This is a genomic window from Janthinobacterium sp. UMAB-60 (assembly GCF_900095235.1).
GTDB lineage: Bacteria > Pseudomonadota > Gammaproteobacteria > Burkholderiales > Burkholderiaceae_D > Janthinobacterium.
Genome location: NZ_LT607510.1, coordinates 1 through 21,743, shown reverse-complemented (window position 1 = coordinate 21,743; position 21,743 = coordinate 1). Strand labels below are relative to the sequence as shown.

Below are 21,743 nucleotides of genomic sequence, written 5' to 3'. Positions count from 1 at the left end.
AAAAACCCGATCAGCAATGGTCGGGTTTTTTTTCGTCTGGCGGTTGGGCGCTGGTGGTGGCTGTCGGCTTACGCGCGTTGCGCTAAGCCGACCTACGCCGACCTACGCCGATCCCGCTACTTCGCCGTTGGGGGAATGCGGGACGAAAAAAAGACAGCGCTGTGCGCTGCCTTTGTCATCTAATATTGTCCCATTCCAGGTCAAAGCGGGCCAGGAATTTCTTGAGCCGGTCCGCATCATTTGGTTTCGCCTTTGCCTTGCGCGAGATGGCATACAATGTGCGGCCCGCATCGGACAGGCTGTTTGACTGCCGGCTCACCTGGATGACTGCCTGCAGCTGCAGCGCATCGAACAGATCGAGTTGCGAAGTCGCCTGCTCTCCCATGATCGCTGTCAGGTCCACTTCCGCACTATCGCTTCGCCCACCATGATGTTGCCACATCCGCTGCAGGCGCTTGATCTCTTCGTCGACGACACTATCCGTGATGCGCCCCGCTTCCGACAGGGTGGCCAGGCGCGTGACAGCGGCCGACAGGTCGCGGAAATTGCCTTTCCATGCTGAGGTGGGCAGGGCGGCGAAGCGCATGAAGCGTTCGCGCGCCTCCTTGTTGAAGCGCACACGCTCCCCCGTCTCGGCGCTGTATTGCGCCAGCAGGTATTCCAGGTTCGGCTCGATGTCTTCCGGCCGCTGCGCCAGGCCCGGTAATTCGTAGGTCCACAGGTTGATGCGCGCATACAGGTCTTCGCGGAAGCGGCCGGCCGCCACTTCTTTTCCCAGGTCTCGGTTGGTGCCAGCGATCAGTTGGAAGTCGCTCTGCACTTCCGTATCGGCACCGACGGGGAAAAAGCGTTTTTCCTCAATGGCTTTCAGCAGCATCGCCTGCTCGTCGAGCCCCAGTTCACCAATTTCATCGAGAAACAGCAAGCCCTTGTGCGCGCTGCGCAGCAAGCCGGGTCGATCCGCTCCCGCGCCCGTGAAGGCGCCCTTGATATGGCCGAACAGGGTGGACGCGGCGCCGTCGCCATGCAAGGTGGCGCAATTGAGGTCGATGAATTTGCCGTCGATCTGGTGGCGCGATTTTTTCAGTTCATACACGCGGCGCGCGAGGAAGGATTTGCCGGCACCGGTCGGTCCCATCAGCAGCATTGGGGCCTTCGATTTGATGGCGACGCGCTCGATTTCCTCGATCATGCCATTGAACTTTGCATTGCGTGTGGCGATGCCGGACTTCAGGAAGGCCACGCCTTCGGCCTGTTCGCGCGTAAAACGCTGGGCGATCTGATCGTAGCGCGACAGATCGAGGTCGATCAGTGTGTAGCTGCCGGGATTGCCGCTAGCCTGGCGCCGGGGCGGCGATGTTTGCACGAGGCGGCCTGGAAAATAGCGTGCTTCCGTCATCAGGAACATGCAGATCTGCACCACATGACTGCCGGTGGTGATGTGGATCCAATAATCTTCCTTGTCCGGATCGAAGGGGTAGCTATTGGCAAAATCGTAGAGGGCGCCATACACGTCTTCAAAATCCCAGGCATCGCTGATGGGTAGTTCGTGGGCGATCAGCCTGGTTTCAGGCGAGACGCTGGCGATATCCTGCGATACCTGGCGTACCAGATTGTCGAACTGGCTGCCCGCGTACAGCAGTTCGAAACGGTCGATGATCTTGTCCTCGTGCTGGGTCAGCGCGATGCTGGGCCGCCACTTTTCCCAGCGGGCCGCTCCCCTGCCATTGTCGAGTTGCGTGCCGAGAAAGCCGATGACGACGGTGCGTTTTGCTTGCATAATTTGGATAAATATTTATCTTAAAAGATAATTGTATTCGAAATCACAATGATCGACATATTTTCAATGCAAAGCATGTATGAGGATATTATTTAATAAAATCAATGGCTTATATTTGTTTTTGACGAAATGTTTAAAGCTGGCACAGCGCTTGCAATACAGGAGATAGGAACGAGATAAACGTAGAGAGCAGAGAGGACAAAAAATGGCCAACGCCCAGTTATTCCAGAGCGCGCAACAGAGCACAACCTTGCCAGCGGCGCTGGCACGCAATGCGGAAGGCGCGCCAGCTTACGCGCTGACGCCCCGGCATCAGTTGGCGCAATACGCGGCCACCGGTTGTCTGAACACGACGTTTTATGCGAGCGCCGAAGCGCAGCTGGTGATGGTGCTCGAGCTGTGCAAGGCGGTGGAGCCGGCCTTCATTGCGCAGACGGCCGTGTATTGCCGCGAACGGGGCTACATGAAAGACATGCCGGCCTTGCTGGTGGCCGTGCTGGCGGCGCAGTGCGCTGTAGAATTCGCGCCGGCTTTTCAACGCGTCATCAACAATGGCAAGATGTTGCGCAACTTCGTGCAGATCATGCGTTCGGGTGTCATTGGCCGCAAGTCGCTGGGATCGCGTCCGAAAAAGCTCGTGCAGGCATGGTTGAACGGCGCTTCGGAGCAGGCCTTGCTGGCCGCCGCCGTCGGTAAAGCGCCATCGCTGGCCGACGTGGTCAAGATGGTGCACCCGAAACCGACGGATGCCTGGCGCGCGGCGCTTTTTGCCTGGTTGATCGGCAAGGCATACATAGCCTCAGATTTGCCGCCGATATTGACCGCGTTCGAGGCGTACAAGCTGGATCCGGCGCAAACGATACCGGACGTGCCGTTCCAGATGCTGACGGCGCTGCCCTTGAGCGCGCAGGACTGGGCGCAGATCGCCCGCCAGGGCAGCTGGCAAATGGTGCGCATGAATCTGAACACCTTTGGCCGCCACGGCGTGTATGCGATAGCCGGCATGCCCGAGCTGATTGCTGCCAAGCTGCGCGATCCCGAGGCGATTGGCCGGGCACGGGTATTTCCGTATCAGCTGATGTCAGCGTACATGGCGGCCGGCGAGAACGTGCCGGCCATCGTGCGCGATGCGCTGGAGCAGGCGCTGGAAATATCGCTGCTGAACGTGCCGCGGATCGCGGGCAGGGTGGTGGTGTGTCCCGACGTTTCCGGCTCGATGTCTTCGCCCGTCAGCGGTTTTCGCGGCAGTGCCACGTCGAGCGTGCGCTGCATCGATGTGGCGGCGCTGGTGGCGGCGGCCATGCTGCGCAGGAATCCGGACGCGATGGTGCTGCCGTTCGAGCACAGCGTGGTGCAGTGCGGACTCGGCGCGGATGACAGCGTGATGACCAATGCGGCCAGGCTGGCGGCCATCGGCGGTGGCGGTACCAATTGCAGTGCGCCGCTGCTGCGCATGAACAGCAAGAAGGAACTGGCCGACCTGGTGATTTATGTGTCCGATAACGAATCGTGGATCGACGCCAAACGCAGCGGCGCCACGGCGACGATGGGACAGTGGAATGTCTTCAAGCGGCGCAATCCGCAAGCGAAACTGGTGTGCATCGATATTGCGCCGCACGCCACCACGCAGGCGATGGAGCGCGAGGATATCCTGAACATCGGCGGCTTTTCCGACGACGTATTCAGGATCATGGCCGCCTTTGCCGCCGGCCAGCTGGACCCCGCCCACTGGGTGGGAGAAATTGCCGCCTTCGATATCGCGGCACCAGCTTGTTGAAGTAAAGCGCATGAATGCGGACAAGACTACATAACAGACGTCTTGTCCAACCTTGTCATGCGCCGCAGTGCCCCGAATGCCGACAGGATTACATCGATCAGCCGCGTCAAACCGGCCTGGCAGGCGCAGTGAGCCTGGCAGAAAATCCTGTCCCACCTTGTCGGGTTGTCGTACTGATTAAAATACAAGATGAGAGAAGCGATGAAGAAAGAAGAATACGAAGTCCTGCATACCGAAGGCAGCCGTCCCGTCAAAATGTGGACCCGTGGCGTGCCCGTCGAAGAAGCGGCCAAAAAACAATTGCGCAACACGGCGACCCTGCCGTTCATTTACAAGCATATCGCCGTCATGCCCGACGTCCACCTGGGTAAAGGGTCGACCATCGGCAGCGTGATTCCCACCCTGGGCGCGGTGATTCCGGCGGCGGTGGGCGTGGATATCGGTTGCGGCATGATGGCGGCGAAAACCACGCTGACGGCCAGCGACTTGCCCGATAGCCTGGGACCACTGCGCAGCGCCATCGAGCGCGCCATTCCGCACGGGATGTCGCTGAAGACGCGCGGCCACCGCGGCCGTGACGAAGGTTCCTGGCAGACGCCGCCTTCGGTGGTCGATGCCGCGTGGCTGCAATTGAAAGATGAATTCGACGCCATCTGCCTGAAAACGCCGAAGCTGAAAAATACGAATAACTACCGTCATCTGGGAACTTTGGGCAGCGGAAACCATTTTGTCGAAGTGTGCCTCGATGAACAGGGTTCCGTGTGGTTCATGCTGCATTCCGGTTCGCGTGGGGTGGGCAATGCCATCGGCACGCATTTCATCGAACTGGCCAAGCAGGATATGCGCACGCACTTCATCAACCTGCCCGACCAGGACCTGGCTTACCTGGCCGAAGGCACGCAGCATTACGACGATTACGTGGAAGCGGTGGGCTGGGCGCAGCGGTTTGCACGCAACAACCGCGAAGTGATGATGCAGAACCTGATCGCGGCCGTGCGCACGGTCATCCATAAGCCGTTCCAGACGCATGTGGAAGCCGTCAACTGCCACCATAACTATGTGCAGAAGGAGCACCACTTCGGCAAGGATGTGCTGGTCACGCGCAAGGGGGCCGTCTCGGCCCGCGCCGGCGAGCTGGGGATCATTCCCGGTTCCATGGGCGCCAAGAGTTTTATCGTACGCGGCAAGGGCAATGCGGAGAGTTTCCATAGCTGCAGCCACGGTGCTGGACGCACGATGAGCCGCACGGAAGCGAAGCGGCGCTTCAACCTGGCCGACCAGATCCGCGCCACCGAGGGCGTGGAATGCCGCAAGGATGAAAACGTGATCGATGAGATTCCGATGGCTTACAAGGATATCGATGCGGTGATGCTGGCGCAGCGCGAACTGGTCGATGTCGTGCATATCCTGAAGCAGGTCGTTTGCGTCAAAGGTTAACAGAGAGAAAGAAGAAATGATAGAAATTGATGGAGCGCAAGGCGAAGGCGGCGGACAGATTTTGCGCTCGGCGCTGAGCCTGTCCATGATCACGGCGCAGCCATTCCGCTTGACGAATATCCGCGCGGGGCGGGAAAAGCCCGGTTTGCTGCGCCAGCATCTGCTGGCCGTGCAGGCGGCGGCCGCCATTTGCGGAGCGCGCACGACGCCGGTGGCGCTGCGCGCAGCGAGCCTGGAATTCATGCCTGGCCCCATACGCGGCGGCGATTACCGCTTTGCCATCGGCAGCGCCGGCAGCTGCACCCTGGTACTGCAAACCTTGTTGCCGGCTTTGCTGCATGCGGATGGGCCGTCCACCGTGCGCATCAGCGGCGGCACGCACAATGCCATGGCGCCGCCCGTGCATTTCCTGCAGCGCGCGTATGGCCGCATCCTGGAACAGATGGGCGCAGAGGTAGAGATTACGCAGCAGCGCTATGGCTTTCATCCCGCAGGTGGTGGCGAGGTGCTGGCCACCGTGCAACCGTGCCAGCGCTTGCTACCCATTTCACTGCTGCAGCGCGGCGAACGCAAGGCCGGGTATGCGGAAAGCGTGGTGGCGGGCGTGCACGTGAGCGTGGCGCAGCGCGAGCTCGAGCGTGTCGCCAGCGTCATGGGCTGGAGCGGCAAGCAGCTGCGCCTCGTCGGCTTGCCGGCGGAGCAGGGACCGGGCAATGTCCTGTTGCTGACGCTGGAGCATGAACACGTCACGGAAGTGTTTACTTCCTTCGGCGAAAAGTCCTTGCTGGCCGAATCCGTGGCCAAGCGCCTGTTGAACGAGGTACGCGCCTATCTCAAGACGGACGCGGCCGTGGGCGAGCACCTGGCCGACCAGCTCTTGCTGCCGATGGCGCTGGCCGGTGGCGGTGCTTTCAGTTGCAACAAGGTGTCGCAGCATGCGCTGACGAATGCGGAGGTGATTGCCCGATTTTTGCCAGTACGTATTACTTTCGAGCAGAAGGAGCGAGGCAGCATCTGCACGGTGGTGGCCGCCTGACCCTCGTGGTGACACAGATACCTGTTGCAGCTGTTCCAAATTGATACATGGGCGGCCGGATGTGGGGCATGTACGCATGGCATGGCATTTGCTCTTCTTGGATATTGACTAAAAAAACCAAGGAGACCAGCATGACCTATTCCATCCGTACCCTGCTCGGCGTGGCAGCCGCCGGCGCCGTTGCCCTCACTTCCCTGCTGACCTTGCCGCATGCTTATGCGCACGGCAATGTCACGCCGCAAGGCGTCGACACCACGGGCTTGCCCAAGGTGGGCGACAAGTGGCTCGAACAAAATCCATATCGGGGCAACAAGCTGGCCTTGACGGTCGGCACGTCGGCCTACAACCAGAATTGCGCGCGTTGCCACGGCATCGAAGCCATCTCGGGCGGCATCGCGCCGGACTTGCGCCAGCTCGACCGTGATTGCTTCGGCATCAAAAATGAGACAAAGAAACAGGCTTGCTACAAGGAAACTGACAATTATTTCCTGGCGACCATCCGCCACGGTAAAGTACGCAATGGCGCCGTGTACATGCCGCCGTTCGAGGGCGTCTTCAACCAAGAAGCTATGTGGGCCATCAAGACCTACCTGGAAACCCGCCGCGAGCCTAACTGAGTCGATTGATCACCAAGGAGTCCCATGCGTTCATTCCAACTCCCGGGCGCGCGCGCGATGCTTTCGCTCGCTTGCCTGGCGCTGTGCGCAGCCGCGCCAGCGCGCGCCGACTGGCAGAAAGTGCAGCAGTCGGGCAGCCTGAAAGTGGCGGTGTATAACGAGTTCGCGCCGTTTTCCGACAAGGGCACGGGCATCGATATCGACATTGCCGAAGCGCTGGCCAAAAAACTGGGTTTAAAGCTGAGCTTGCTACCCTTTCCCGCTGGCGAAAACCTGAACGACGATTTGCGCAATATGGTGTGGAAAGGCCATTACCTCGGTTATGGTCCCGCCGATGTGATGCTGCACGTGCCAGTCGACAAGAAGTTGATGGCTGACAACGACAAGGTCGAGATCTTTGCGCCGTATTACGTGGAAACCGTGCGCCTGGCGCGCAGCGCGCAAGCCGTGCCGCAGTTCGATGGCGTCGCTTCGCTGGCAGGCAAGCGTATCGGCGTGGAAAAGGTCTCGATCGCCGCCATGCTGATGCTCGGTGAAGACAATGGCAAGTACCGCGACGACGTGCGCATCTTCGACACGGCGGCCGAAGCCTTGCAGCAATTGCAGGCCGGCAAGCTCGACGCCGTGCTGGCGAACCGTTCGGAAATCGAATCGGTGCTGAAAAGCGATCCCGCTTTCCCCTTGAGCGAAGTGGCGTTCGCCCGCTTGCCGCGTGCCGGCTGGGCCGTGGGCCTGGCCGTCAGCCGCCAGCAGCTCGACGTGGGCAAGTTGCTGCAGGCAGCCATGAATGAGATGGCGGCCAGCGGCGAATTGAAAGCCATTTTTGAAAAGTATGGCGTGAAGGAAGCGCGGCCGTAACAGGCCATGCTGGATGGCGAAGCCCGCGCATTGGAAGATGCGCGGGCTTTTTCTTTAGAAGCTGTATTGCGCGCTCACGCCCAACAACCAATTGCGGCCTGGCGCCGCTTCATAGTAGCGCTTGTTGCTGTCGCCGACGATGACGGAGCCCACGTAGGTCTTGTCGAAAAGATTGTTCAGGCGGGCAAACTCCTTGAAGCGCCAATTCCCTACGTTTTGTTTGGCGTTGAAGCGCGCATTGAACACCGTGTAGCCGGGCGCCGGCTTTTCGCTGTTGCTGTCCTCCGCATACACCTGATTGCTGGCCACGCTTTCCAGCGCCGCGCCGAAACGGTCCAGCGTATCTTTCCAGGCCAGTTCCGCGAACAGGTTGGCGCTGGGCACGCCCGGCAAACGGCTGCCTTCGCGCACGCTGCCAAACGCCTGGTCATACACGGCGTGCAGGCTGGTCAGCGCCACTTTCGTCGTGAAACCATACGGCAGGTTGGAGTCCAGCGACACTTCCATACCCTGGCGCAAGGTTTTACCTGCATTGCGGTAGCTGGTGCGCCCGCCGCTCGATTGATCGACTACCAGTTCGTCGCTGGTCTTGATCTGGAACAAGGCGGCGTTCACATGCGTGTTGTTGCCGATCCTGGCCTTGACGCCCGCTTCCAGGTTGGTGCTGGTGGCCGGTTTCAGCTGGTAATTGAAGCCGCCGCCCGTGCCCGAGTAAAACAGTTCGTTCAGGGTGGGTGCCTCGAAGCCGCGCGCGGCGCTGGCGTACACGTTGACGTTCGGCGTCAGTTTATACAGCAGGCCCAGTACCGGCGTCGTGTGGCTGAATTCCAGGCTGCCGCTGTCGTCGCCATTACCGAGGAAATGGTCGTCGACCGCCACTTTCATCTTGCTGTAGCGCACACCGGCGCTGAGCAGCCATGGGCCGCTTTGCCATTCCGCCTGGAGATACGGATCGAGGCTGGAGACGACATCCTGCTCGTCGCGGCGCAGCTTGCCCTTTACGCCGAAGCTATTGCCGATGAAGTTTTCATAGCCGGTGCGGTCATCGCTGGAGCGGCCGTAATCGATGCCGATGGTGGTGCTCAGTTTGCCGCCAGCCAGCTGGTTCACGTGCAGCCAGTTGGTGTCGATGCCGTAGAACTGACGCTGGAAGTCGACCACGCCGCCCGAATGGCTGGCCGGCGCCTGGAAACCCTTGGTAAAGGCCTGGTACTGGATCACGTCGCGGTTGCCGCCATACACCATCACATGCAGGCGGTCATCGCCGAATGATTGCTCGTAGGTGGCGCCGATTTGCTGGTGGTCGATGCTTTTGCGCGTGTTGTAGCGTTCGGCCAGGGTGCGTTTCGGGTTTTGCGTGTCGCTCGCATCGATTTCGCCGGCGCGCGGGTCGCGGGCAAACGTGGCCCAGGTGGCGCCCAGCGGATCTTGCGTGTTGCCCTGGTGCAGGCTGTTGGCGACGATGGTCAGCTTGCTGTCCGCATTGGGCTTGACGGAGATCTTGCCGAACGCCTGTTCGCGCGTGGCGGCGCTGTGGTCGCGGAAGCCATCCGTGCGGAAGCGCGAACCATCGAGCACGTAGCCGATGCCGCCTGCCTGGCCCTGCGCCGTCAGGTCCACTTTGCTGGTGCCGTAGCTGCCGCCCGTCACATTCAATTCGACGGATGGGGGATTTTGCCCATCCCTGGAAAACAGCTGGATCACGCCGCCCGAATGGTTGCCATAGATGGCCGAGAACGGTCCGCGCAGCACTTCGATGCGCTCGGCCGTATCGAGGTTGAAGGTGGCGGCCTGGCCTTGGCCATCGGGCATGCTGGCAGGAATGCCATCGCTGATCAGTTTGACGCCGCGCACGCCGAAGGCCGAGCGGGCGCCGAAGCCGCGCGACGAGATCTGCAAGTCTTGCGCGTAGTTCTGGCGGTTTTGCACGACCAGGCCCGGCACGGCGGCCAGCGCTTCCGACGCGTTGACGCGGATCTGCCCATCCTGGATGCGGGCGCTGTCGACCACGTCGATCGAGGCCGGCACTTCCTGGCTGGGATGGGCGATGCGGCTGCCGCTGACGACCACCGTATCCATGAGTTGCCCAGTGGCCAGGTCAGCTGCCTCGGCGGCGAAAACTTGGGGGGCGAGGGTGGCGCTGCCGGCGACAAACAGGCTGGCGATGGTGTTCAAGCGGAAACGATGCTGCATGCGGGTTCTCCAATGTGAATAAAAGCCTGCTTGGTCGCGTGCGCGGCGCAGGTCTGCATAGTTGTATCAAGCAATATGCCTGCCATGTCTCCATTGGTGGGCGGAAATTATACGCGTGTCCGTGGCACGGCGTTTGCATGCAGCAATGATCAGAGGCGCCGCTACCGCGCGCTTTTCCTGTGTTTTGCCATTAAAAAGGTGATTATGCCCAACTTATTCTCGCGCTTGCGCCAGGTGTGCTGGCTGCTGCCGGCGCTCGCCAGCACCGCCCTCCAGGCCGCTCCTTTTGCCTATGTCCCTAATGAAAAATCGGGCACCTTGAGCGTGATCGACACGGCGACCGACCAGGTGGTGCGCCAGATCGCGGCAGGCAAGCGTCCGCGCGGCATCGCCGCCGACCCGACAGGACGGCAATTGTTTGTCACGGACGCCGCCAGCAGCGCCTTGTTGCTGATCGATAACGCGACCGGCACGCCCGTGCGCACGGTGGCGCTGGGCAAGTCGCCCGAAGGCGTCAGCGCCTCACAGGACGGTCGCTACGTGGCCGTGGCCGTCGAGGAAAACAATAGCGTGACCTTGCTCGATGGCCAGACGGGCGTCTTGCTCGCCGATATCAAGGTGCAAGGGCGCAACCCGGAACATGCCGTGTTCAGCCCGGATGGGCGCTGGCTGCTGGTCAGTGCGGAAGAGGCCGAGCAAGTCGATGTCATTGATGTGGCGCAACGCCGCCAGGTGGCGTCCATCGCCGTGGGACTGCGTCCGCGCGGCATCGGTTTCAGTCCGGACTCGGGCCGCGCCTATGTGGCGTGCGAACTGGTCAACGCCGTCTACGTGATCGACATGGCCGCGCGCAAGGCCGTCGCCACCGTTCCTGCAGGCAAGAATGCCAACGGCATCGTGGTCCACCCCGGCGGCAAGCAGGTGTATGTCTCGAATGGCGCGGATGGCACGGTGATGGTGATCGATACGGCCAGCAACGAGGTCACGGCCACCATTGCCGTCGGCAAGCGCCCGTGGAACATGGCCATCACGCCCGATGGCAGCAAGCTGTACGTGGCCAATGGCCGCTCGAACAGCGTTTCCGTCATCGATACGGCCAGCGCGCGCAAGGTGGCCGATATTGCCGTGGGCGAATTGCCATGGGGCGTGGTGATCCGTTAGGCAAGCTGGAACAAGTGTTCCAGTCTGGTACACCTGTTCCATTGTGCAGCGGCGATGGCGCGCTACGGCAGCAATTGAACCCGCCGATATCGCGACCAGGCCCTTGCAACAGAGGTAAAACCCGCTAAGTTGGGTAGGGGGACAGCGAGCTGGCACGGCATTTGCGGAAGACTCCGTGTACTCACCCCATCTGTACCAGGACGTTTGATTTTAATTAAAGCAATTCCATTCTAATTAACCCGATAGAGGACGACATGAATCTCGCAGACATCAGCAAACTGGGCGTAGCCAATCCCTTCAAACAACGCTATGACAATTACATCGGCGGTCAGTTCGTTGCCCCAGTAAAAGGTGAATACTTTCCTAACATCACGCCGATCACGGGCTTGCCGTTTTGCGAAATCGCCCGTTCCACGGCGGAAGATGTCGAGCTGGCGCTGGATGCCGCGCATGCCGCCAAGGATGCCTGGGGCAAGACTTCACCTGCCGAGCGCGCCAATATCCTGAACCGCATCGCCGACCGCATCGAACAGAACCTGAGCCTGATCGCCACGGCGGAAACCATCGATAACGGCAAGCCGATCCGTGAAACGATGAATGCCGACATTCCGCTGGCCATCGACCATTTCCGTTACTTCGCCGGCTGCATCCGCGCGCAGGAAGGTTCCGTCGCGCAAATCGACGCGGAAACCTATGCCTATCACTATCACGAGCCGCTGGGCGTCGTGGGCCAGATCATCCCGTGGAATTTCCCGATTCTGATGGCCGTGTGGAAACTGGCGCCAGCTCTGGCCGCCGGCAATTGCGTCGTCCTGAAACCGGCCGAGCAAACCCCCGCGTCCATCATGGTGTTGATCGAGCTGATCGGCGACTTGCTGCCGCCGGGCGTGTTGAACATCATCAACGGTTTCGGCCTGGAAGCGGGCAAGCCGCTGGCGTCGAGCAAGCGCATCGCCAAGATCGCCTTTACGGGCGAAACGGGCACGGGCCGCCTGATCATGGGTTACGCGGCGCAAAACCTGATTCCCGTCACCCTGGAGCTGGGCGGCAAGTCGCCGAACATCTTCTTTGAAGACGTGATGGATGCCGATGATGATTATTTCGACAAGTGCCTGGAAGGCTTTACCATGTTTGCGCTGAATCAAGGCGAGGTGTGCACTTGCCCATCGCGCGTGCTGATCCAGGAATCGATCTACGAGAAATTCATCGAACGGGCCTTGAAGCGCGTGGCCGCCATCAAGCAGGGCAACCCGCTCGACTCGTCCACCATGATCGGCGCCCAGGCGTCGCAGGAGCAACTGGAAAAAATCCTGTCCTACCTCGACATCGGTCGCCAGGAAGGCGCCGAAGTGCTGGCTGGCGGCGAGCGCCATACGCAGGCAGGCGACCTGGAGGGCGGCTACTACGTGCGTCCGACGGTGTTCAAGGGCAATAACAAGATGCGCATCTTCCAGGAAGAGATTTTTGGGCCCGTCGTGTCCGTGACCACCTTCAAGGATGAGGCCGAAGCGCTGGCGATTGCCAACGATACCTTGTACGGCCTGGGTGCCGGCTTGTGGACGCGTGACGGCTCGCGCGCCTTCCGCATGGGGCGCGCCATCCAGGCGGGCCGCGTATGGACCAATTGCTATCACCTGTATCCGGCCCACGCCGCGTTTGGTGGCTACAAGCAATCGGGTATCGGCCGTGAAAACCACAAGATGATGCTCGACCACTACCAGCAAACGAAGAACTTGCTGGTGAGCTATAGCCCGAAAGCGCTGGGCTTCTTCTAAACCGGCAACAGGCGCCACACCTGTAGTCCAGGCGCGGCGCAGAAAGGGATGCCATGAGTGCAGCAATTGCCCGGGTGGTCGCCACCGATGCAGCGCTGGAAATGATGGACAAGTTGCGTCAGCGTCACGGCCCGTTGATGTTTTTCCAGTCGGGCGGCTGCTGCGACGGCAGTGCGCCCATGTGCTATGCGCTGGGCGAGTTCGATGTCAGCGACACCGATGTTTATCTCGGCAACTTGAATGGCACACCGTTTTACATGGGACTCGAGCAATTCGAGTACTGGGAGCATACCCAGTTGATTATCGATGTGGTCGATGGCAATGGCGGCATGTTTTCACTCGACAACGGCACGGGCAAGCGCTTCCTGACGCGCTCGCGCCTGTTCACCGATGAAGAGTGCGCGCTGTTGCATGCCCAGCCGCATGAGCACCGCAAGACTTGATACACACATACTAATAAAACAGAGGGAGATGATTGTGCAGAAAAAAATCATGGGAATCGTCGTCGGTTTGAGTGTCGCCTCGTTGGTCCAGGCGGCCGACGTGGGCAATGTCACCAATGCCATGCTCGACAACACGGCGAAGAATCCGGCCAGCGTGCTGTCGTTTGGCATGGGCACGCAGGGGCAGCGCTATTCGCCGTTGACGCAGATCAATGACAAGACTGTGGCCAAGCTGGTGCCGGCCTGGTCGTTCTCGTTTGGCGGCGAAAAACAGCGGGGCCAGGAATCGCAGCCGTTGATTCATAACGGCAAGATGTTCGTCACGGCATCGTATTCGCGCATCTTTGCCGTCGACCTGAAAACGGGCGCCAAGCTGTGGAAGTATGAGCATCGCTTGCCGGACGGCATCATGCCATGCTGCGACGTGGTCAACCGCGGCGCCGCCCTGTATGGCAACCTGGTGATTTTCGGCACGCTGGACGCCTATCTGGTGGCGCTGGACCAGAACACGGGCAAGATCGTCTGGAAGGAAAAGGTCGACGATTATGCGGCCGGTTACTCGATGACGGCCGCGCCGTTGATCGCCGAAGGCTTGCTGCTGACGGGCGTGTCGGGCGGGGAATTCGGCATCGTCGGCCGGGTCGAGGCGCGCAACCCGATGACGGGTGAGCTGGTATGGAGCCGTCCGACGGTAGAGGGCCATATGGGCCACCGCTACGACAAGGATGGCAAGGCCATCGACAATGGCATCTCGGGAACGGTGAACAAGACCTGGCCGGGCGACCTGTGGAAAACGGGCGGCGCCTCGACCTGGATGGGCGGCACCTACGATCCGCAAACCAAGCTGGCCTATTTCGGCACCGGCAACCCGGCGCCGTGGAACAGCCATTTGCGTCCCGGCGACAATCTGTACTCGTCGTCCACCGTGGCGCTGGACGTCAAAACGGGCCAGATCAAGTGGGCCTATCAAAACACGCCCAACGATGCCTGGGATTTCGACGGCGCCAACGAGTTCGTCACCTTCGACATGGATGGCAAGCGTTACGGCGGCAAGGCCGACCGCAACGGTTTCTTTTATGTCATCGACGCCAACACGGGCAAGTTGCAGAACGCGTTTCCGTTTGTGAAAAAAATCACCTGGGCCAGCAGCATCGACCTGAAAACGGGACGGCCGAATTACATCGCCGCCGGCCGCCCAGGCGACCCGACCAAGGGAGAAGAAGGCAAGAAGGGCACGACCGTGTTTGCCGCGCCCGCTTTCCTCGGTGCAAAAAACCAGATGCCGATGGCGTACTCGCCGCAAACCAAGCTGTTCTATGTACCCGCGAATGAGTGGGGCATGGACATCTGGAACGAGCCGATCAGCTACAAGAAGGGCGGCGCCTTCCTCGGTGCGGGTTTTACCATCCGGCCTTTGTTTGACGACTACATCGGCGCCATGCGCGCCATCGATCCGAAGACGGGCAAGATCGTCTGGGAAATCAAGAACAACGCGCCGCTGTGGGGCGGCGTGATGAGTACGGCCGGCAATCTGGTGTTCTACGGCACGCCGGAAGGCTTCCTGAAAGCCGTCGACGCGAAGACAGGCAAGGAACTGTGGAAATTCCAGACGGGCTCCGGCGTCGTGGCGCCACCCGTCACCTGGCAGGATGGCGACACGCAATATGTAGCCGTCGTATCGGGCTGGGGTGGCGCCGTGCCACTGTGGGGTGGCGAAGTGGCGAAGAAGGTCAACTTCCTGGAACAGGGCGGTTCCGTGTGGGTCTTCAAGCTGGCATCGAAGTAAGGGGGTGAAACGCCCGGGCCACTCGGATAGGTGTCTCCCTGTTCGCCGGGCGCTTTCTTTTTTCTGACGGCCCAGGCCGTCAGTTTTTTGTTTACCTGTACGCCGGCTACGCATACTTGCGGTCAAAAAATGAACACAGTGCAGGGCAATTGATCCGCTGCTGCACACGTTAAATACGCTTTTTCTCTTTCTCCCTCTGAGCCGTGCTGGGCACGCTTATTGCCAAAGCTTGAGGTACATCAATCACTGGTGTGCACACTAAAAACAGAGAAGAAAGAGGAGAAGCAATGAACACATTGAGCAAGCTGGGGAGCCTGGGTGTCATGACAATCGCAGCGATGGGGCAGGCACAAGCCGTCGATATCAAGGCGGGCGACTGGACGGTGTCGGTGGGCGGCATCGTCAACGCCTATTACACGCAAGTGTCCTGTTCGGGCGATGCGGTGGGCGGGCTGGCGCTGGGCGGCCAGGCGCTCGGTTGCGGCGGCGAGAAGGACCGCACCACGATCGGTAACGGCTTGCTGCCGAATGGCTTGATCACCTCGGCAAGTTCGCGCCTGGGCGAGTACGACGTGAAAGCCTTGATCGGCATCTATAACTCGACGGCCACGGACAGCGCCATCAGCCAGAACAGCGTGGTCGATGTGCGCCAGGCCTTCTTCACGTTCGGCAATGCGGAAATGGGCACCTTCAAGCTGGGCCGCGACTACGGCATCTTTGGCGCGAATGCGATTTTGTCCGACATGACCTTGCTGGGCTCGGGTGCACCCGTGCAGGCGACTCAACGGGGCCGGGTGACCCTGGGCCATATCGGCGCCGGTTACACGTATCTGGGCAACTATGGCCAGATCATGTACAGCTCGCCGAAGTCGGGCGGCTTTGGCGTCGATGTGGCGCTGGTCAGCCCCGTGTCAGACACGCCCATCGTGGCAGGCTCGACCTATTCCTCGAAATCGAGTCCGCAAGTGCAGGCGCAAGTGACGTATGCGCAGGAAGGCTTGAAAGCCTGGCTGGGCGTGAAGTCGCAAAAATTCACCTCGAAAACGCCAGGCGTGGATGACCTGACCATGCGCGGCGTGGAGGTGGGCGGCTCCTATCAGATGGGCCCGGCCGGCGTGCTGCTCAACTTCCAGGGTGGCAAAGGGCTGGGTATCTTGTCCGATGCGGATCAGGGCGATACCAAGTCGAAGAACTGGCTGCTGCAAGGCACGTATAAAACGACGGACAAGCTGAAGCTGGGCTTGTCCTACGGCATCAGCAAGAACGACGACAACACGGCCGGCACGGGCGGCTTGAAGTCGAACGCCAACCTGACCCTCGGTGCGTACTACTCGCTCAACAGCGCGATCACCCTGGTGGGCGAACTGGGCCAGACGCGCTCGAAAGGCTTTACGGGCGGCGAAGCGAAGATGAATGGCGTGTCGCTGGGCGGCATCATTTTCTTCTAATTAATGAACGCGGCGCCGTAAGCTGCGGCGCCGCACGGAGTGCAATGAATGTGGACAATGCGGCGGATAATGCGGTTAGTCATAGCTTGCTGGTTATTCCTGTTCATTCTGGGACAGGCGTGGGCGGGCGTGCTCACCAGGGCCGAGCTGGCACGGCGCTTTCCTGCTCCCATCGTCGTGGGCGAGAAGGAAGCCGATTTGCCCGTCTGGCCCATGTTCCGGCAAAACGCCACGGCCACCGAACTGGTCGGCTACGTGTTTGAGTCGGTGGACCTGGCGCCCATTCCCGGCTTTTCCGGCGTGCCCGTCAATTTATTGATCGCCATCAATCCGCAGGGCAGTTTTCTCGACGTATCCGTCCTGTCGCAACACGAACCCGTGTTTCTCGACGGCCTCGGTGAAGCACCGCTGTTTCAATTCGTCAAACAGTATCAGGGGCTGTCGCTGAAACAGAATATCGCCATCGATGCCAGGAAGAAACGCGCGCCAGATGCGACGCATGCCGATATCGACGGCGTGTCGAAGGCGACGGCCTCCGTGCGCATCATCAACCAGAGCGTGCTGGCCTCGGCCTTGAAAGTGTCGCGCAAAAAACTCGGCTTCGCGCAAGGACGCGACCCCGACCAGATCGCCCGCATCCGCATGGAGGTGTTCAAGCAACTTAGCGCGGCACAGATGCTCAAACAAGGCTTGATCCAGCATGTACGCCTGAGCAGCAAGGAGGTGGAAACCCTGTTTGTCGGCAGCAATGGCGCGGGACTCGATGCGCAGGCCCAGCGCGAGCCGGACGGCGTGTTCATCGACCTGTACCTGGCCTATGTCTCCGTGCCCACGGTGGGACGCAATCTGTTGACGGAGCGCAGCTGGAACAAGCTGCGCAACCGACTCGACGAGGGCGACCACGCCATCCTCGTCATGTCGCGCGGGCGCTACAGCGTGCTGGGCGACGATTTCGTGCGCGGCACCGTACCGGACCGGCTGTTGCTGAAGCAGGATGGCTTGCCCATCGACATGCGCGACCTGGACCTGGAATTGACGTTGTCTGATGCAGGAGCGTTGCCGACGGAAAATATCGCTGTCTTTCGCGTCATCAGCCAGGCGGGGCTCGATGCTGCCAGCCCGCTGGCGTTCACCATGCCCATCACGCGCAGCAAGGGCATCGTGTATCCGGAACGCATCGCCCGCAACGTCGATTTCAGCTACCGCTTGCCGGCAGAATTCTATACGGCACCGCAAGGCGACGATGCCGGCTGGCGCGGCACGTGGAAGAACCGCAAGGCTGAGTTGCTGTTATTGGTCGCCGGGCTGGCGCTGCTGGCCGGCGCATTGGCCTGGCAAAAACGCCTGGTGCGCGATGGCTGGCAATTCGTGTGGTTACGCCGCCTGTTCCTGGTGTTTACCATCGCGTTCATCGGCTACTACGCGCAGGGGCAGTTATCGATTGTCAATATCACGGGTGTCATCCAGGCGCTGCAGGCGGGCCGCAGCCTGGGCTTTTTCCTGTTCGATCCGATGACGGTGATCTTGTGGGCGTTCGTGCTGCTCAGCCTGCTGATCTGGGGGCGCGGCACATTTTGCGGCTGGCTGTGTCCGTTCGGCGCGTTGCAGGAATTCACGGGCAAGCTGGGCCAGTGGCTGCGTTTGCCGCAGTGGAAGATCAAGCCGCGCCTGGACGGGCGCTTGAAATGGATCAAGTATGGCTTGCTGGCGGCTATTCTTGGCAGCAGCATGTTTTCCAGCCAGATCACGGACAAGCTGGTCGAGCTGGAGCCGTTCAAGACGGCGATTACCCTGAACTTCGTGCGCGCCTGGCCCTTCGTCACCTATGCCGTGGGCTTGCTGCTGCTCAGCAGTGTTTCCTACAAATTCTTTTGCCGCTACCTGTGCCCGTTTGGCGCGGCGCTGGCGCTGCTGGGACGCTTTCGCCTGTTCAACTGGATTCCGCGCCGCAAGGAGTGCGGCACGCCCTGCCAGACCTGCCGCCACCGTTGCGAGTATCACGCCATCGCGCCGAGCGGGAAAGTTGATTACGGCGAGTGTTTCCAGTGCATGGATTGCGTGGTGATTTACGCCAGCAATGAAAAATGCGCACCCTTGATGTTGGAAATCAAGCGTGCCCGTACCATTCCCATCGTCCGGGCCACGGCAGAGGAGAGCAGCAATGCAGCGTAGAACCTTTATTTCCGCAGCGATCGGTAGCGTGGCCGGCATGGCGGGCTGGTCCTTGCCTGGCAGCATGGCGCGCGGCACGGCCACGGCGTCCGGCGTGCGGCCTTATCAAGGCGCCGCCTTGGCGTTTGGCACGACGATCGCCGTCACCGTGTTGCACCACGATCAGCACCAAGCCGAACTGGCGATTGAAGACGCCTTGCATGCGGCCAGGAATATCGACCGGTTGATGAGCATTTACAGTCCGGGCAGCCAAGTCTTCCAGCTGAACCGTGATGGCCGCCTGGTCCGGCCGCACGCGCACCTGCTGGCCGTGCTGGCGCAGGCGCAAGCCTTGTCGCAATGGAGCGATGGGGCGTTTGATATCACCGTGCAACCTTTATGGCAGCTGTTTCGCGCGGCGGCAGACCAGGCAAGCGTGCCGGTGGACGCATTGCGTCGTGCGGCGCAGGCGCGGGTAGGCTGGCGGCAACTGGCGTGGGATAGCCGCGAAGTGCGTTTTCTTCAGGCCGGCATGGCGCTAACCTTGAATGGCCTGGCGCAAGGCTACGCGGCGGACATGGCGCTGGCGGCCGTGCAGGCACGCGGCATACGGCACGCGCTGCTCGACACGGGTGAGTTCATTGCGCGCGGACAGCGCTCCGTGCGCCGTCCGTGGACCCTGGGTATCCAGGACCCGCGCGACGCGGAAATCCTGGTGGCCAGCTTGAAAGTGGAGGGGTGCAGCGTGGCCACATCGGGTGATTACGAATGCACGTTTACGCCGGACTTCGTGCATCACCACATCTTCGACCCTTCGAAAGGCGATTCGCCGGGCGAACTGGCCAGCGTGACGGTGCTGGCGCCCACGGGCTTGCTGGCCGATGGTTTGTCGACCACCTTCATGGTGACGGGCGCGGCACGTGCGCATGCGATGGCCGCGCGCATGGACGGCGTCGACCTGATGACCATCGACAAGCAGGGCCGGCGCACGATGTCGCCCGGCTTTGCCCGCCTACTCTAGGTTATTTCAAATGCGGCACCTTGCGATAGATCGTATTGCGCGACACGCCCAGGGCCCGCGCCGTGGCCGAGACGTTGCCGCCGTGGGCATCGAGCGACTTGAGGATTGCGCTTTGCTCCATCTCTTCCAGGTTGGCGCCGGCGGCGATCATGCGGTCCGTGCTGGCGCTGGCGGCAGTCGCTTGCGTCATCTCAATATCGTCGAGGAAATCATCAGGCATGTGGCGCAGACAGATTTCATGCTCGTCGCCTGCCATGACGATGGCCGTGCGCAAGAGATTGGTCAGCTGGCGGAAATTGCCCGGCCATTTATGCTGGTGGAACAAGCGCAGGATGTCCGGCGCCACCGTGTAGCGCGTATCGGGCGCTTCCGTTGCGAGGATTTTTTTCACGACCGTGTCCAGGTCGGTGCGCTCGCGCAGCGGCGGCAGTTTGACCACCAGGCCATTCAGGCGGTAATACAGGTCTTCGCGAAACAGTCCCTTGGCCATGCGTTCGCGCAAGTTGTGATTCGTGGCGCAAATGAGTTCCACGTTGACGGTGATCGATTTGCTGCTGCCCAGCGGGGTGACCATGCGTTCCTGCAGCACGCGCAACAGCCGCGCCTGCAAGCCGAAGGGCATGTCGCCGATTTCATCAAGGAACAGGGTGCCGCCATTCGCTTGCAAAATCTTGCCGATGGCCCCTTTCTTGCGCGCACCTGTAAATGCCCCGTCTTCATAGCCGAACAGTTCAGACTCGATCAGGGTTTCCGGGATGGACGCACAATTGACGGCAATAAACGGTCCCATGGCCCGTGGCGAGTCGTTATGGATGGCTTGCGCCAGCAATTCCTTGCCGGTGCCTGTCTCTCCCATGACGAGGATGGGAATATCGCGCCCCAATACCTTGTTGACCTTTTCGATCACCAGTTCCAGTTGCGGATCGCCCGTGCGCAGGTAACGCAGGCCGGACAGGCGGCGCGCCGCGTTGGCCGCATGGCTGGCCGGCGCGGGAACTTGGGCCGGCACGGCGTTGATATCGCTATGGTCGGTGCTGGCAGTAAAGCCGTGCTGGAAGACGCTATTGGACAAGCGCAACTGCGCGCGCCCATACACGCGTACGCCGCTGTGCATGCACAGGTTCAGCAAACCGGGTGAGGCCGTTCGGTAATGTTCGTACAGGGCAGACACGGGCAAGCCGAACAGTGAGCTGAAGGTATGCGACTGCAGCGCGGCGAATGACAGGCCCAGCTGGAACAAACCGTTTTTATTGGCGGATAAAAACCGTCCGCCCGGCGTGAATGAGGCGATGCCTTCCATCAAGGTGCCGATGAATTCGGGACGCGCGTGGAAGTGCACGGTGATGGCGTCCTCGAAGGTGGCAGAAAACAGCTGATTCTCGATCATCAGCGCCGACATGCGCACCAGGGCCATCGTATGCTTGTGAAAGCTGCGCTGATCGCTGGACACGTCCAGCACGCCGATGACATTGCCCCGGTGATCGGTGATCGGTGCCGCGGAGCAAGTCAGGAAGTGATTGGCGGCCAGGTAATGCTGGTCCGCATGGACCAGGGTCGGTACTTTCTCTGTGATGGCCGTGCCGATGGCATTCGTGCCGCGGCTTTGTTCCGACCATGCCACGCCCGGCTGCAGGGCCACGCGGTTGGCTTTCTCCAGGAAATCATCGTCGCCCAGCGAATGCACGATCACGCCATTGGCATCCGTCAAAATCACCATATTGTGCGTGTTGACGATTTGCTGGTACAGGGTTTCCATGGCGGGCAGCGCATGCGTGTGCAGCATGCGGTTTTGCTCGATCAGCAGCGACAGGTCGGATTTGCCTGCCGGCGTAAAGTCGGGCGTGGCCGTGGGCGACAGGCCAAAGGCGACTGAGCGCTGATGGGACGTTTCGATGATGACGGGGACGTTGTCTTGTCCTGCCGGCAAAATGTTCGCGTCCGCGATGGACGAAAACGGTGCGCTACGGTAAGTAGCTGACGGTTGATACATGATCTCGTTGCCTCCGTTGGGCCCTGTACTGCGGCGCTCTTTTGAATATCGAGAGTGTTCCATAATGTAGCACCTGTCACAGATGGGAGCAAAGCAAAGCGAACCGGACTATCCCCGGTGTTGCTGCCAGGCCCAGAGTTGCTCCTTTCAGTGGACAGTGCATATGCCTGTATAAGCAAGTGCGGTGCCAGGGGCGTTTCACGGGGTGCAAAAATAGCCCTTGCGGGGCGCGCGGGGCAGGGCTATAATTCGCCCCCTCGCTGAACGATG

At 60.7% G+C, this 21,743-nt stretch carries 16 protein-coding genes; 13 read left to right on the top strand and 3 right to left on the bottom strand.

The window, feature by feature from the left end; genetic code table 11:
* On the top strand, nt 1-183 hold a 183-nt coding region (locus K0F86_RS26915), incomplete at its 5' end, for a hypothetical protein (RefSeq protein WP_219137179.1).
* On the opposite strand, the gene rtcR is transcribed toward K0F86_RS26915, so the two are convergent.
* Entirely contained in the window at nt 176-1,780 is a 1,605-nt protein-coding gene (gene rtcR, locus K0F86_RS26910) for an RNA repair transcriptional activator RtcR (RefSeq protein ID WP_219137178.1), read from the bottom strand. The genes K0F86_RS26915 and rtcR overlap by 8 nt on opposite strands.
* Nucleotides 1,781-1,985: 205 nt before the next feature.
* On the opposite strand from rtcR, the gene K0F86_RS26905 reads away from it, so the two are divergent.
* From K0F86_RS26905 to K0F86_RS26885, 5 genes are all read left to right on the top strand, one after another.
* Nucleotides 1,986-3,557, top strand: a complete 1,572-nt coding sequence (locus K0F86_RS26905) for an RNA-binding protein (RefSeq protein WP_219137177.1) — start codon at nt 1,986-1,988, stop codon at nt 3,555-3,557.
* Nucleotides 3,558-3,758: 201 nt separating this feature from the next.
* The gene (locus tag K0F86_RS26900) at nt 3,759-4,994 is read left to right on the top strand and encodes an RtcB family protein (protein ID WP_219137176.1); all 1,236 of its coding nucleotides are present in this window, start codon (nt 3,759-3,761) and stop codon (nt 4,992-4,994) included.
* A 16-nt stretch (nt 4,995-5,010) separates the two neighbouring features.
* On the top strand, nt 5,011-6,030 hold the full coding sequence (gene rtcA / locus K0F86_RS26895) for an RNA 3'-terminal phosphate cyclase (protein WP_219137175.1): 1,020 nt from the start codon (nt 5,011-5,013) through the stop codon (nt 6,028-6,030).
* Between the two features lie 131 nt (nt 6,031-6,161).
* Nucleotides 6,162-6,647 carry a cytochrome c-550 PedF gene (gene pedF / locus K0F86_RS26890; protein WP_219137174.1) on the top strand — a complete coding sequence of 162 codons (486 nt, stop codon included), beginning with the start codon at nt 6,162-6,164 and terminating at the stop codon, nt 6,645-6,647.
* 24 nt (nt 6,648-6,671) lie between these two features.
* Nucleotides 6,672-7,505 carry an ABC transporter substrate-binding protein gene (locus K0F86_RS26885; protein ID WP_257572406.1) on the top strand — a complete coding sequence of 278 codons (834 nt, stop codon included), beginning with the start codon at nt 6,672-6,674 and terminating at the stop codon, nt 7,503-7,505.
* 54 nt (nt 7,506-7,559) lie between these two features.
* Here K0F86_RS26885 and K0F86_RS26880 read toward each other — a convergent pair whose 3' ends face one another.
* A complete protein-coding gene (locus K0F86_RS26880; RefSeq protein WP_219137173.1) occupies nt 7,560-9,698 on the bottom strand; it encodes a TonB-dependent receptor in 2,139 nt (712 codons plus the stop codon).
* 204 nt (nt 9,699-9,902) lie between these two features.
* On the opposite strand from K0F86_RS26880, the gene K0F86_RS26875 reads away from it, so the two are divergent.
* The 7 genes from K0F86_RS26875 to K0F86_RS26845 all read left to right on the top strand — a co-directional run bounded on the left by K0F86_RS26875 (nt 9,903) and on the right by K0F86_RS26845 (nt 19,483).
* Entirely contained in the window at nt 9,903-10,859 is a 957-nt protein-coding gene (locus K0F86_RS26875; protein WP_219137172.1) for a beta-propeller fold lactonase family protein, read from the top strand.
* A 254-nt stretch (nt 10,860-11,113) separates the two neighbouring features.
* Nucleotides 11,114-12,634 carry an aldehyde dehydrogenase gene (gene adh, locus K0F86_RS26870; RefSeq protein ID WP_099760759.1) on the top strand — a complete coding sequence of 507 codons (1,521 nt, stop codon included), beginning with the start codon at nt 11,114-11,116 and terminating at the stop codon, nt 12,632-12,634.
* Nucleotides 12,635-12,687: 53 nt separating this feature from the next.
* A complete protein-coding gene (locus K0F86_RS26865; protein WP_219137171.1) occupies nt 12,688-13,077 on the top strand; it encodes a DUF779 domain-containing protein in 390 nt (129 codons plus the stop codon).
* Between the two features lie 49 nt (nt 13,078-13,126).
* A complete protein-coding gene (locus K0F86_RS26860) occupies nt 13,127-14,863 on the top strand; it encodes a PQQ-dependent methanol/ethanol family dehydrogenase (RefSeq protein ID WP_257572405.1) in 1,737 nt (578 codons plus the stop codon).
* 287 nt (nt 14,864-15,150) lie between these two features.
* Nucleotides 15,151-16,311, top strand: coding sequence for a porin (locus tag K0F86_RS26855; protein ID WP_257572404.1), 1,161 nt, complete (start codon nt 15,151-15,153; stop codon nt 16,309-16,311).
* A gap of 69 nt (nt 16,312-16,380) precedes the next feature.
* Nucleotides 16,381-18,483 (top strand): 4Fe-4S binding protein, encoded by a 2,103-nt coding sequence (locus K0F86_RS26850; RefSeq protein ID WP_257572403.1) that lies wholly within the window; start codon nt 16,381-16,383, stop codon nt 18,481-18,483.
* Complete coding sequence (locus tag K0F86_RS26845; RefSeq protein ID WP_219137168.1) at nt 18,473-19,483, top strand: FAD:protein FMN transferase; 1,011 nt, start codon at nt 18,473-18,475, stop codon at nt 19,481-19,483. The genes K0F86_RS26850 and K0F86_RS26845 overlap by 11 nt, the downstream gene beginning before the upstream one ends.
* 1 nt (nt 19,484) lies before the next feature.
* Here K0F86_RS26845 and K0F86_RS26840 read toward each other — a convergent pair whose 3' ends face one another.
* Nucleotides 19,485-21,473 (bottom strand): sigma-54-dependent Fis family transcriptional regulator, encoded by a 1,989-nt coding sequence (locus K0F86_RS26840; RefSeq protein ID WP_257572402.1) that lies wholly within the window; start codon nt 21,471-21,473, stop codon nt 19,485-19,487.
* Nucleotides 21,474-21,743: the final 270 nt, after the last annotated feature.